The organism is Kitasatospora sp. NPDC085895, assembly GCF_040702125.1.
Taxonomy (GTDB): Bacteria; Actinomycetota; Actinomycetes; order Streptomycetales; family Streptomycetaceae; genus Kitasatospora; species Kitasatospora arboriphila.
This window is the reverse complement of sequence record NZ_JBFBJY010000023.1, coordinates 49931-62025: the sequence shown is the minus strand read 5'-3', so window position 1 is coordinate 62025 and position 12095 is coordinate 49931. Positions and strand designations below refer to the sequence as shown.

The 12095-nt window shown below is 76.6% G+C and carries 10 protein-coding genes; 3 read left to right on the top strand and 7 right to left on the bottom strand.

All coding sequences use genetic code 11. The features are described 5' to 3' along the window. Positions 1-7 precede the first annotated feature (7 nt). The 4 genes from AB0442_RS17260 to AB0442_RS17245 all read right to left on the bottom strand — a co-directional run bounded on the left by AB0442_RS17260 (position 8) and on the right by AB0442_RS17245 (position 4487). Positions 8-592 carry a TipAS antibiotic-recognition domain-containing protein gene (locus AB0442_RS17260; protein ID WP_366163673.1) on the bottom strand — a complete coding sequence of 195 codons (585 nt, stop codon included), beginning with the start codon at positions 590-592 and terminating at the stop codon, positions 8-10. Between the two features lie 325 nt (positions 593-917). Beyond that, a complete protein-coding gene (locus AB0442_RS17255; RefSeq protein ID WP_366163723.1) occupies positions 918-2357 on the bottom strand; it encodes a hypothetical protein in 1440 nt (479 codons plus the stop codon). 207 nt (positions 2358-2564) lie between these two features. Continuing rightward, positions 2565-3203: a TMEM175 family protein gene (locus tag AB0442_RS17250; protein WP_366163671.1), complete on the bottom strand. Its 639-nt coding sequence runs from the start codon at positions 3201-3203 to the stop codon at positions 2565-2567. A gap of 57 nt (positions 3204-3260) precedes the next feature. After that, positions 3261-4487, bottom strand: coding sequence for a hypothetical protein (locus AB0442_RS17245; protein WP_366163670.1), 1227 nt, complete (start codon positions 4485-4487; stop codon positions 3261-3263). Positions 4488-4737: 250 nt separating this feature from the next. On the opposite strand from AB0442_RS17245, the gene AB0442_RS17240 reads away from it, so the two are divergent. Then, the gene (locus tag AB0442_RS17240; protein ID WP_366163669.1) at positions 4738-5703 is read left to right on the top strand and encodes a GNAT family N-acetyltransferase; all 966 of its coding nucleotides are present in this window, start codon (positions 4738-4740) and stop codon (positions 5701-5703) included. A 70-nt stretch (positions 5704-5773) separates the two neighbouring features. After that, a complete protein-coding gene (locus AB0442_RS17235) occupies positions 5774-8257 on the top strand; it encodes a WD40 repeat domain-containing protein (protein ID WP_366163667.1) in 2484 nt (827 codons plus the stop codon). Between the two features lie 111 nt (positions 8258-8368). Here AB0442_RS17235 and AB0442_RS17230 read toward each other — a convergent pair whose 3' ends face one another. Then, positions 8369-9367, bottom strand: a complete 999-nt coding sequence (locus AB0442_RS17230) for a hypothetical protein (RefSeq protein ID WP_366163665.1) — start codon at positions 9365-9367, stop codon at positions 8369-8371. A 29-nt stretch (positions 9368-9396) separates the two neighbouring features. Beyond that, complete coding sequence (locus tag AB0442_RS17225) at positions 9397-9912, bottom strand: SigE family RNA polymerase sigma factor (protein WP_366163663.1); 516 nt, start codon at positions 9910-9912, stop codon at positions 9397-9399. Positions 9913-10153: 241 nt separating this feature from the next. Here AB0442_RS17225 and AB0442_RS17220 point away from each other — a divergent pair, with 241 nt between their 5' ends. Then, on the top strand, positions 10154-11146 hold the full coding sequence (locus AB0442_RS17220; RefSeq protein ID WP_366163661.1) for an aldo/keto reductase: 993 nt from the start codon (positions 10154-10156) through the stop codon (positions 11144-11146). Between the two features lie 97 nt (positions 11147-11243). Here the strand turns inward: AB0442_RS17220 and AB0442_RS17215 are convergent, their stop codons facing one another. Continuing rightward, on the bottom strand, positions 11244-12086 hold the full coding sequence (locus tag AB0442_RS17215) for an SDR family NAD(P)-dependent oxidoreductase (protein WP_366163659.1): 843 nt from the start codon (positions 12084-12086) through the stop codon (positions 11244-11246). Positions 12087-12095 lie beyond the last annotated feature (9 nt).

Below are 12095 nucleotides of genomic sequence, written 5' to 3'. Positions count from 1 at the left end.
GCCGGTGTCAGCGGGCCCGCCGGGCCCGTTCGAGGTGGTCGACCAGTGCGGCCGTGCGTTCCGCGGGCCAGGGCAGGCTGCTGCTCAGCTCGGCACCGCGGTCCTGCCGGAGCCGCCGGGCGGCCCGCTTGGTCTCCTCGCCGCTGTGGAACGCCGCCCCCAACTCGTCCCAGCCGCGGGCGAGCTCCTGCACGCGCGGGTCGTCGACGGGCGTGCCGGCCCCGACGTGGGCGAGGAGCTCCTCGATGAGGGCCGCGAACCTGGTCCGCGCCGCCTCCACGGCCTCGGGCCCGAGTTCGGCCCTGCGGCGGGCCAACTGCTCCTGCTGTTGCGGGGTGGGGTACTGGTCGAGCACCGAGATCATCTCCAAGGCCGTCATGAATCGGTCCGGATCGGGCATCGACTCCCGGTCGAGCTGCCGCAACAGGCCCTCGACCTGCTCGGTGAGCCGCCCGATCCGCTCGGCCCGGCGCCGGAGCGCGGCCAGCTGGGTGCCCAGCAGGTCGCGCATCGCCGCCAGGTCGGCCGGCGGGCCTTCGACCGCGGCGGCGATCTCCTCCAGCGACAGGCCGAGTGCCCGCAGCGCCCGCACCCGGTAGAGGCGGTGCAGGTCGTCCGCGGTAGCGGCGGTGCCCCGAGGCGGTGCGCCCGCTCGCCCGCAGCAGGCCGATGTCGTCGTAGTGGTGCAGCGTCCGCACGGTCACGCCGGTGGCCCGCGCCAGCTCGCCGATGCTCCACCGCCGCCCGGCGGGGTCGTCCCTCCCGATCACGACCGCCACGGTAGAACCTCTCGTCGCGGGAGGTTCAAGCCCCGCCGGGCACCTCGGACGGGCCCCGTCGGACCGGCTCGCCGGAGGCCGGCGAACCGTACTGCCGCGCGGTGCGCGTGACGGTCCGTCCGCCGGCCGCCCCGCCGGTCAGCCCGGTCCCTGCCCGTGGTGGACGGTGAGCTCGCCGAGCGGGGCGAGGGCCGCCGCCGGGTCGCCCGGCCGGTCGCGCAGGACGGCGTCCAGGAAGGCCAGGCACGCGGCCGCGGTCAGCCGGGGGCCGTCGGCGCGGTCGAGGGTGCCGACCAGGGACGGCACCGGCGGCAGGTAGAGCGGCGCGTCGGTGAAGGTGAGGTGCGCGGTGCCGGGCACGGTGAGCCGGTAGGACACCGCGGTGTCGCGATCGAGGACCCTCTCCAGCGCGGGCAGGTAGTCCGGATCGGTCTGCGGCCCGATCTCCTGGGTGAGGGCGAGGACCGGCCGGTGGAGGGGCTGCGGGTCGGCGTCGTGCGGGGCACCGTCCAGGTCGATCGCGGCGGCGAAGCCCGCGTCCCGGCGGGCGGCCAGCAGCGCGGCGGCCCCGCCGAGCGAGTGGCCCGCCGCCGCGACCCGCTCGGTGTCGAGGCGGCCGGCCAGCGGGTCCGCGTCCTGTCCGCGCCCGATCCGCTGCAGCCGGCCGAGGACGAAGCCGAGATCGGCGGCCCGGACCTCCTTCCAGCCGACCGCCCGCCGCTCGTCCTCGGCCCGGTCGCCGGTGGCCGTCACCCGGGTGCGGACCGTCCGGCCGTCGGACAGCACCACGGCGGCGGAGTCGTAGGGGTGGTCGAGACCGGCCACCACGTAGCCGTGACTGGCAAGTTCCTCCGCCCAGGCGGTGTTCTGGCCGCGCACGCCGCCCAGGCCGGGCGAGAACAGCACCACGGGGAACCGCCCGCCGCGGGCGGCCACCGCGGCGTCGGGCACCGCCCGGGTCCGGGCGCGCGCAGGCCCGTCGAGCAGGAGGCCCGGGAGTCCGGCGTACCCGGCCAGGGCGTCGGCGACCGTCCGGGACTCCTGCGCCGTCCGCCCCAGGTAGCGGGCGCGAGTTGCCCCGGCGGCCGGCTCGGCCGGGTACCAGAGCTGGACGACCACGGTGCGCCGGTCGTCGGGGTCGTCGGTGGCAGGCTCGGGACGCTGCCCGTCCGACCACTCCACCACCCGGGTGCCCACCGCGTACGGGCCGGTCGGCCGCGGGAACTCCGGTACCGGGAAGACCCAGGCCGCCGCCGGGCCCGCCGCGACCAGCAACAGGCAGACCGCCGAGGCCGGCACCGCGAGCCACCGGCGAGCCCGGCGCGGCGTGCGGCCCGGCCGCGGCAGCAGCGGGGCGACGGCGAACGGCGCGACCAGCACCGCGGTGGCGAACACCGGCGCCAGCTGCCAGCGGAGTCCACCGGTCAGCGCCGCTGCGGCGCCACCCACCAGGACGGCGCCGCCGCCGGCCGCCACCGTCACCCGCCGGGCCGCCGGCGGCAGCCACCGCGCCAGCACCAACGCCACGGCCCCCAGCACCGCCAGGAGCTCCGGCACGGTCATCCGAAACCACGTCATGTCCTCGATCACCCGGCCATGCTGGCCGGGCGGAGCCCGCCGCCGCATCGCTCGGAGGTCGCGCCCGCATACGCCCGGAGACCAATCCCTGAGCCGTGCGGCCTCCACCTCGCGGCGTACGGCGGACCGTCCCGGCTCCGGGCACCCTTCCCGACTCCGGGCACCTTCCCGGCAGGCGCCGTTCCGGCAGCGGGCGGCGGCGCCCGGTCAGTCGGCGGCGGCCGTCCGGGCGCGGTACCGGGAGAGCTGCCCGGCCCCGACGGGGACGACGATCCAGAGGATCCAGGCGTACTGAGTCGCGAAGAACAGCGGAACGGACAGGCCGAAGCCCAGCAGCAGCCCGTAGAGCACCGGGTCCCCGGCGGCGACCAGCTCGGGCGGGACGTCGCGGTCACGGAGCTGCTGCGCCGTCATCCGGCGCTCCATCGCGATCACCGAGGCGTGCGCCAGACACTGCAGCAGGGCGTAGAACCCGAACCGCAGGCCGACGGTGTCGGTGTCCTCCCCCTCGGTGGTGAGCAGCTTGGTCGCGAAGGGGTTGAGCACGATCGTGAGCAGCCAGCAGGCGTTGAGGGTCCACAGCCGGTCGTCGGCGCGCTCGGTGTAGCGGAAGGCCCGGTTGTGCTGGCCCCAGGCGGCCGCGATCACGGCGAAGCTGATCAGGAAGGCCGTGTAGTGGCCGAGATCCTCGTGGACGGCGGAGCGCAACGCGGCGACCGTCGGCCCCTCCGGCACCGGCAGTTCGAGCGCCAGCAGGGTGATGGCGATCGCCACCACGGCGTCCGAGAAGAAGATCAACCGGTCCGCGGCACGCGCCTCGAACCTCCGCAGCTTCCTCGCCCGCACCGCAGCCTCCCTCGCCGGTCCGGCCCATCCTCGCCGCCGACCGTGCCCCCGCGGCCGCTACGACACGCCCCCGTCGCCCGCCGCGCGTCCCGCCCGGGCGACGGCCGGCCGGGAGAGCACCGTGACCGCGACGGAGACCGCGGCCAGCAGGGTGATCGCCGTCCCGGTGCCGAGGACCTGGGCCGTCCCGCCGGCGAGCGCGGCGCCGATGCCCTGCCAGGTCATTCGGCCGGCCGACTCCACCCCCTGCACCTGGCCACGGACATGACCCGGCGACAGCGCCAACAGCCGCTCCTGCAGCGGCAGCGTCGCGGCGAACCCGGCGCCCGCCGCGAACACGGCCACCACCAGCACGGCCGTCGGCGGTCGGAGCGCGAACAGCAGGAACGGCACCGCGAGCAGCAACCGCAGCCGGAACGCCAGCCGGTGGCGCACCGCGGCCGGGACGAGCCGCCCCACCACCAGGTCGCCGGCCATCATGCCCGCCGAGGCGGCGGCCAGCAGGACACCGGCACGCTCCGGGGCGAACGGCACGAACAGCGCCTCGCAGCCGACCACCAGTCCGTTCGGCACCCACAGGTTCAGCAGCAGCGCCCGTCGGCCCGGGTCGGCGAAGAGCAGTGCGTTGGTCGCCCAGGTGCTGCGCAGGCCCGGCCTGCGCACCGGGCCGATCGGGCGCTCCCGGACACCGGCCGCCACCACGAGCAGCGACAGCGCGCTCAGTCCGGCCGCCACGGCGAGCACCCGCTGCGGGTCCACCTGCTGCAGCAGCGCGGCGCCCGCGGCGCAGCCGAGCACGGTCAGGCCGCCCGAGGCGATGTTCATCAGGGAACGGGCCGGCGCGTACCCGGCGGCGGGCACCGCCTCGGCGAGCAGCCCCATCCGGGTGGCCGTCCCCAGCGACTGGACGAAGCCCAGCACCACGAGCACGCCGAACCGGCCCACCAGCGGCAGGCCGGGCACCGCCTGCGCGGCCGTGCCCGCCAACGACACGCCGTGCAGCACCAGCAGGGTCCGGCGCGGGCGGCGCCCGTCGGCGACCGACATCAGGGTCAACGCGCCGAGGACGGTCGCGAACGTGGCGCCGTACATGCTGACCGCCGTCAGGAACGGTGAGCCGGTCTGCCGGCCGACGAGGGTGCCGAGGGCGAGGCCGGCGAGCGCGTTCGCGGCCACGGTCAGCGTGAAACTCGTGAACAGGGCGGCGAACCGCCCGGTGCGCAGCAGCGTGCGGTAGGTGGTCGGGACGGCGGACGAGGGAGGTGCGAGCGTGTCGGAAGGCATGAAAAAAGCCTCCGGACAAGCCCAGTTCGGGCGCCGAAGGCAGCACGCACATGGTAGCAGCCGAGGGGCCCGCGAATAATCGTTTGCATCCGTCGCTTCCGACGGGTAGAACTCCGGGTCGACGCGAAGTCACCTGGACGACGTGAGAGGAGTGCCGGCGATGACCAGCAGGACGACCGCGCACGGACCCTCCCGGACGGCGCAGCAGCGCTGACCGGAGCGGCCGGGCGCACCACACACGGAGCGTGCCTTGACCGCAGTACCCGCACCGCCTTCCCCCTCCACCACCGACGGCATCGTGCTGCGCCCGATCACCGGGCCGGACGAGGTGCAGCTGTTCAACCGGCTGCCGTACCTGTTCAACCACGAGATCGCCGGCGACCTCGCCTCGGGGCGCCGCCGTCCGGAGCTGCTCTGGACGGCGCTGGACGCCGACGGGCGGCTGCTCGCCCGCGTCGGCTGGTGGTGCCCGCCAGGCAGCACCGAGCCGCTGCTGCTGGACGTGCTCGACCACCTGCCCCGCCACCGGGCCACCGCGGAGGCGCTGCTCCGGCACGCACTCGCCGTCGTCGTGCCCGAGGGCGCGGTGCCGCCGAAGTACACCCGGTTCCTGCCCGCCGGCTGGCGCGCGGACCCCGCCGTGCGCGCCGCCGTCGACGGCCCGCTCGCGGTCGTGGAACGGCTCGGCGCCGTGCCGTTCGTGGAACGGCTGCGCCTGGAGTGGCGCGCCGGCACCCCCGTGCCGGGCCCGACCGGGCGGCTGCGCTTCCGGCCCGCCGCCGGCGAGGCCGAGGTGGTCGACCTCTGCACCGGGATCCTCACCGGCACCCTGGACGCCCACAGCCGCGACGACCTGCGCCGTATGACGGCCCGTGAGGCCGCACAGCTGCAGTACGACGAGGAGTTCGCGCACTACACCACCCCGCGCGCGTGGTGGCGGGTCGCCGAGTCCGCCGGGACGGGCGAGCCGGTGGGCCTGGTGGTCGCGGCCCGCAACGCCTACCGGCCGATCATCGCCTACCTCGGCGTACTGCCCGCCCACCGCGGCCGGGGACATGCGGAGGAGATCCTTGCCGAGGGCACCCGGGTGCTGGCCGCGGCCGGCGCCGACACCGTCCGGGCCTCCACCGACGTCGGCAACACGCCGATGGCGGCCGCCTTCGGCCGGGCCGGGTACACCGTGTTCGAGCACGAGTACGTGATGGCCTGGGGCTGACGTCCTCGCGGCGGGGCCGTGGGCGTCCCGCCCGCACGGGTCGTGGGTGGCGGCGGCTACGGTGCAGGTCATGAACGGCACGGGGCGGGGCGGCGGTACGGGCGACGACCGGGGTCCGGCGACGGCACCCGACGACTCCCGCGAGGTGACCGGGCACGTGGCCCCGGAGTGGCACACCGCCTGGGTGGGCGGACCCGCCGCGGACCCCCGCCTGCGGCGGACCCTCACCGGCCACGACGGCCCGGCGCAGGCGGTGGCCGTGGCCGTGGTCGACGGCCGCCCGGTGGTGGTGTCGGCGGGCCGCGACGCCACCGTCCGGGTCTGGGACACGGCGACCGGGCAGCAGGTGCACGCCTGGCCGTCCGGCCGCACCGACCGGCTCTCCTCGGTGACGGCCGAGGCGCTGGCCCTCGCCGTGGCCGAGGTCGACGGCCGCCCGCTGGTCCTCGGCCTCGACACGGACGAGGCCGTCACGATCCGCGACCTGCGGACGGGCCGCCCGGTCGGCGAGGTCGTCGCCCTGGTGGAACGCGCCGAGCTGGACGGCCGCGCCGTGCTGCTGACCATGGACGCGGCGCGGACCCTGCAGGTCTGGGACGAGGTGACCGGCGGTCTGCTCGGCGCCCATCCGGCGGTCGTGACGGTCTGCACCCTCGGCGGCCGCCGGACGGCCGTCTCGGCACCGGGCGACCGGCCGGTCGAGGTCCGGGACTTGGCTCCGCCCACCGGCGGCACGTCCGTCGGCGAGAGCCTGCCGGTGCTGCGGGCCCGCCTGTACGCCGACGGCACGGCGTGGGCCGAGACGCCCGTGGACGGCGGGACACCGCGGTTCTGGGACCTCGACAGCGGACTCCCGCTCGCCGAGGCCGACCTGCCGCGGACTCGGGGAAGCGCCCTGCACGGCGTGTCGGAGCTCACGGTCGCGCACGGCCGGGCCGTCGCGGTCACCCTCGACCACCAGGACGAACCCGAGCTCACCGCCGTGCCGGCCGCAGGCCGTGCCGCGCTCGACGCCCGGACCACCGACGTCCGGCTCGGCGGGCGCCGTGTCGCGCTGGTCGCCGGATCCGACGGAGTGCTGCACTGCTGGGACCTGACGGCCGACCGGCCGCACGGCGACGGACCGCGGACCTTCACCGGCGTGCCCGCCGGACACCGGACGCCGGCGCCCGCACCGGGCTCCGGCGGGTCGGCCGACCTGTGGGCGCTGGTCTCCGCCCGGACCAACGGCGGTCTCGCGATCCTCGGCCCGACCGGGTCCGACGGCAGACCCGCGGTGTCCCGCCGCACCGCACACAACGGCCGGCCGGCCGTCCTCACCGCGGAGGAGGACGGCACCGTCGCCACCCGGCCGAACGCCGACGCCACCCCGCCCGGCCCGCGGCTGACCGGCCACACCGACCGGGTGTGGGCGCTGGACACGGTGACGGCCCCGTCCGCCGCCCTCGCGGTGACCACCGGCCTCGACCGGACGGTGCGGGTGTGGGACACCACCACCGGCCGACAGCTCGGCGAGCCCCTCACCGGACACGCCGGTCAGGTCTGGGACGTCGCCGCAGCCGTCGTCGACGACCGGCCGGTCTGCGTCACCGCGGGCGACGACGGCACCCTCCGCACCTGGGACCTCGCCGGCCCGCCGCCGCAGGGCGCCGACGACGGCCACCACACCGCCCCCGTCCGCGCCCTCGCCGCCGCCGAGGTCGACGGCCGCCCGGTGGCCGTCACCGCGGCTGCCGACGGCACCGTCCGCAGCTGGGACCTGGCCACCGGGCGGCAGGCCGCCGCGCTGCTGCCCACCGAGGCCGCCGTCCTCGCGGCAGCCGTGACGGCAGGCCGCACCCTGCTGGTCCGCATCGCCCCGGACGGCACGGTGCGCACCGCCGACCCGGCCACCGGCGAGGAGGTGCACCGCCCCTACGACAGCGCGCAGGGGCGTGTGCTGGCCGCGGCCACGGCGGTGGCCGACGGCCGCCCCGTCCTCGTCACCGCAGGCAGCGACCGCACCGTCGGCGTGCGGGACCTGACCACCGGCGAGCCGGTGTTCGAGCCCCTCACCGGTCACACCGGCCGGGTCACGGCCGTGGCCACCACCCTGCTCGGCGGACGGGCCGTCGCCGTCACCGGCAGCTGGGACCGGACGGTGCGGGTGTGGGACCTGACCACCGGCCGTCCGATCGGCGGACCGCTGACCGGGCACACCGACTGGGTGACCTCGGTGTCCACGGCGGTGCTCGACGGGACACCGGTCGCCGCGAGCACGGCGCGCGACGGCACGCTGCGGCTGTGGGACCTGACGGGGATGGCGGAGATCGGCCGTACGGAGATATCCGCGGCGCCGTCCGCGGCCACGGCGGTGCTGGTCGGGGCAGCAGGGGGACGGCCCGTGGCGGCCGTTCGCGAGGGATGTGCGGTGCGGTTCCTCGATCCGCGCACCGGCCGCGGGGCCGGTGCCGACCGCGTGCTGCCCGAGCCCGTGCAGGCGCTCGCCGCCGTCCCGGACGGACGGCTGGCGATGGCGTTCGGGTCGCACGTCGCCGTCCTCGTGCCGCGCTGACACGGGGAGCGTGCGCGGAGGAGGGCGAGGGGCGGTCGAGTGGGGGCGCCACGGTGGTGCGTTCGTCGGCGGGGTCCGCGGCGGGCGCCGGAGCGGCGGACCGGCCGGGGGTCAGTCGATCGTGCAGTCGCCCTTCTTGGCACCGTCCGGGCAGGGGAAGCGGGTGACGGACTCGGCGAAGGCACGGCCGGAGTCCACCACCGACTGCGGTACCTTCAGCTGCCACCTCGGGCTCTGCACCAGCGCCTTCCAGCCGTCCAGGCCGAGCGGCGGCCGCTCGCGGGTCACCGTGATCGGCACCCCCTTCTGGCCCGTGTACTGGTCGAGCGTGCCGTTCGCCGCCACCACCTGGACGGTGGTGCCGTCGGGCCGGGTCAGGTCCATCATCTCGTCGTACAGGCCCGCCACGTCGGTGCCGGTGACGAACATCCGCAGCCGGCCGCCGTCCGGCAGCTGCTCGGTCCTGCACAGCGGCGCCTCGTAGCCGCTCTTCCGGGTGCCCTCGTCCGAGCCGCCCTGCCAGGTCTCGCAGGTGACCGGGCTCGGCGGCCCGCCCTGGCTCACCGTCAGCATGACCGTGGAGGGCCCGTGGCCGTCGTCGTACTCCAGCTCGATGTAACGCTGGTTCGGCTTGGTGTTGTACTTCACGCCGAACGCGTTCAGGTTGCCCAGCCGGGCGCCGGGCGGCAGCAGGTCCGACAGGATCTCCGTCATCGCCTGCCAGGTCAGGTCCGCCGTCCCCGGCTCGGCCACCGCGCCCTTGCTCGGTGACACCGTGCCCGTGCCGGATTCCGCGCCCGCCGGCCCTTTGCCCGCGGACGGGCTCGCGGCGGACGGACCCGCCGCGGAGGGGCCCACGGCGGACGGCGGCGCCGTGCCGGCCGCCGCGGGCCCCTCCGCCTGTGCGGCGCCGGGCCGGGGACCGGCGACGGCGACCGCCGTCACCACGGCCGCCACCGCCACCGCGGCACCGGCCGCCTGCAGCGTCCGCCGGATCCGCAGCCGCTTCCGCCCGGCGCGCTTGCCCTCGGCCACCATCTCGCCGATCGGCGGGCTCAGTTCGTGGACGCTCTCGGCGAACATCCCGTTCAGGTCGTCCTCAAGACCCATCTCAGCACTCCTCGTGCGCTCGTCGTTCCTCAGTGCCGGAACAGCAGTTCGCGGTCCTCGCCCAGTAGTTCGCGCAGCTTGGCCAGGCCGCGCGTGTTCAGCCCCTTGACGGCGCCGACGCTGCAGCCGAGCGTCTCCGCCACCGATTCGAGGCTCTGGTCCTCCAGGTAGCGCAGCACCACGGCCGCCCGGTTGCGCGGCGGCAGTTGCCGCAGCGCGGCCAGCAGCGTCAGCCGCAGTTCCGCCGTCCGCCCGCCCTCGCGGCCGTCCGGCAGGTCGGGCACCGCTCCGGTGGGTATCTCCCCGGAGCGGCGCAGCCGGCGCTGCGACAGGTAGGTCCGCAGCAGCACCTTGCGGGCGTACGCGTCGAGGCCGGTGTCCGGGACGGTGCGCCCGAGCCGTCCCCAGGAGGCGTACAGCTTGGCGAAGGTGACCTGGACGAGGTCCTGCGCCTGGTGGAAGTCACCGCACATCAGGTACGCGACCTGGAAGAGCCTTCGCGCTCGTGTGGACGCGAACTCGTCGAAGTCGAGTGCCTCGTGCATGTGGTTCCCCCGGGCTGCGCCGTGCTCGGCCGATCTGCTGTCACCCTGACAAGACGCCTCGACCGGGGCCGGGGTCGCACGCGATCTGACGGTCCTTTCGCCCGGGTGCGCCCCGGGCCGGGCGCACCCGCGGGCGGCCCCGCCCGGCGGGCCGGGGAGCGGGAGCGGGAGCGGTCGGTAGGGTGCTGGTGCGGGCGGGGCGCACCGGCCCGCCGCACCAGCACCACCGAGAGGACCCGCCATGCCGGCCGCAGCAGCCACCGGACCCGCCGGCCCGTCGATCGCCCGGTTCGGCCTGGGCACGGCGGCGGTGGGCCGCCCCGGCTACATCACCCTCGGGCGGGACCTCGACCTGCCGGCCGGCCGCACGGTCGAGGCGCTGCGGGAGCGGACGCACGCGCTGCTCGACGCCGCCTTCGCGGCCGGCGTCCGGTACTTCGACACCGCCCGCTCCTACGGGCGGGCGGAGGAGTTCCTCGGGGGGTGGCTGGCCGCCCGGCCGCGGGCGGCGGCCGAATCGGTGGTGGGCAGCAAGTGGGGCTACACCTACACGGCCGACTGGCGCGCCTCGGGCGTGCCCGTCCACGAGGTCAAGGAGCACGCGGTCGCGGTCTTCGACCGGCAGGTGGAGGAGACCCGGGCGTCCCTCGGCCGGCTGCCGGACGTGTACCTCGTCCACTCGGTGACGCCCGACAGCCCGGCGCTGACCGACCCGGCGCTGCACGAGCGCCTGGCGGGGCTCGCCGCGGAGGGCGTCCGGGTCGGGCTGTCCACCAGCGGGCCGGCCCAGGGGGAGGCGGTGCGGGCGGCATTGGCGGTGGAGTTCGAGGGGCGGCCGCTGTTCGCGGCCGTCCAGTCGACCTGGAACCTGCTGGAGACCTCGGCCGCGCCGGCGCTCGCCGAGGCGCACGCGGCCGGCTGGCTGGTGGTGGTGAAGGAGGGCATGGCCAACGGCCGCCTCGCCGACCGGAACGCGACCGGCCCCGACACCGCCGCGCTGCGGGAGCTCGCCGCCCGTACCGGTGCCTCCTGCGACGCCCTGGCGCTGGCGGCCGCCGCCGCGCAGCCCTGGGCCGACCTGGTGCTCTCCGGTGCGGCCACCGCCGGGCAGCTGGCCTCCAACCTCTCGGCCGCCGGGCTCGCCGTCGTGCCGTCCGACCTGGCCGGGCTCGCGGTGCTCGCCGAGCCGGCGGAGGCCTACTGGCGGACGAGGGCCGCGCTGCCCTGGGCCTGAGCGGCCCGGCGGCGGCCCCGGAACGCGGATGCGCCGCAGCGGCGGGCCACCCCTCCTCGGGGCGGTCCGCCGCTGCGGCGCGTCGGGGACGGGCGGGTCAGCCCACCCAGCTGCCGGTCATGCCGAGCACCGCGGAGCCGTCCAGGTCGGTCAGCTTGGTGCCGGTGAAGCCGCGGGCCCAGTCCGAGGTCTGCAGGCGGAACGGCGGGCGCTCGGCGGTCAGCGCCTCGATGACCGTCCCGGCGGCCTCGGCCGGGGTCTGCGCGCCGTTGAGGAACTGTGCCACGGTGCGGTCGAGGTAGGCGCCGAGGGCGGGGGCGTAGGGGCCGGCCGCGGCGACCTCGGCCTCCAGGTCGAGGCCGATGTTGTTGACGAACTCGGTGGCGACGGCGCCCGGCTCGACGACGCTCACGGCCACGCCGACCGAGGCGGCGACCGGGGCGAGGCTCTCCATGTAGCCCTCGACCGCGAACTTGGCGGCGCAGTACGCCTCGTTGAAGGGCTGCCCGATGACGCCGCCGACGCTGGTGACGGTGATCAGCCGGCCGCCGGTGGCCCGCAGGTGGGGGAGCGCGGCCTTGGAGACGTTGAGGACGCCGAAGAAGTTGACCTCCATCACGGCGCGGACGTCCGCGACGGTCTCGTTCTCCAGGGTGCCGAGGTGCCCGGCGCCCGCGTTGTTGACGACCGCGTCGAGGCGGCCGTGGTCGGCGACCACCCCGTCGACCACGGCGGCGACGGAGGCCTCGTCGACCACGTCGAGCCGGCGGACGTCCAGCTCGACACCGGCCTCGGCGGCGGCCTTGCGCAGCGCGTCGGCGCGGTCGGGGTCGCGCAGGGTGGCGACCGTCCGCCAGCCGGCCCGCGCGGCGGCGACCGCGGCGGCGAGACCGATGCCGGAGGAGGTGCCGGTGATCAGGACGACCTTGGAGGAGGACATGGTGAGGGT

Coding starts and splice junctions, on each gene's coding strand:
- AB0442_RS17255 (WP_366163723.1), bottom strand. CDS start 2,357: ATGACGTGGTTTCGGATGACCGTGCCGGAGCTCCTGGCGGTGCTGGGG.
- AB0442_RS17245 (WP_366163670.1), bottom strand. CDS start 4,487: ATGCCTTCCGACACGCTCGCACCTCCCTCGTCCGCCGTCCCGACCACC.
- AB0442_RS17235 (WP_366163667.1), top strand. CDS start 5,774: ATGAACGGCACGGGGCGGGGCGGCGGTACGGGCGACGACCGGGGTCCG.
- AB0442_RS17230 (WP_366163665.1), bottom strand. CDS start 9,367: ATGGGTCTTGAGGACGACCTGAACGGGATGTTCGCCGAGAGCGTCCAC.
- AB0442_RS17225 (WP_366163663.1), bottom strand. CDS start 9,912: ATGCACGAGGCACTCGACTTCGACGAGTTCGCGTCCACACGAGCGCGA.
- AB0442_RS17220 (WP_366163661.1), top strand. CDS start 10,154: ATGCCGGCCGCAGCAGCCACCGGACCCGCCGGCCCGTCGATCGCCCGG.
- AB0442_RS17215 (WP_366163659.1), bottom strand. CDS start 12,086: ATGTCCTCCTCCAAGGTCGTCCTGATCACCGGCACCTCCTCCGGCATC.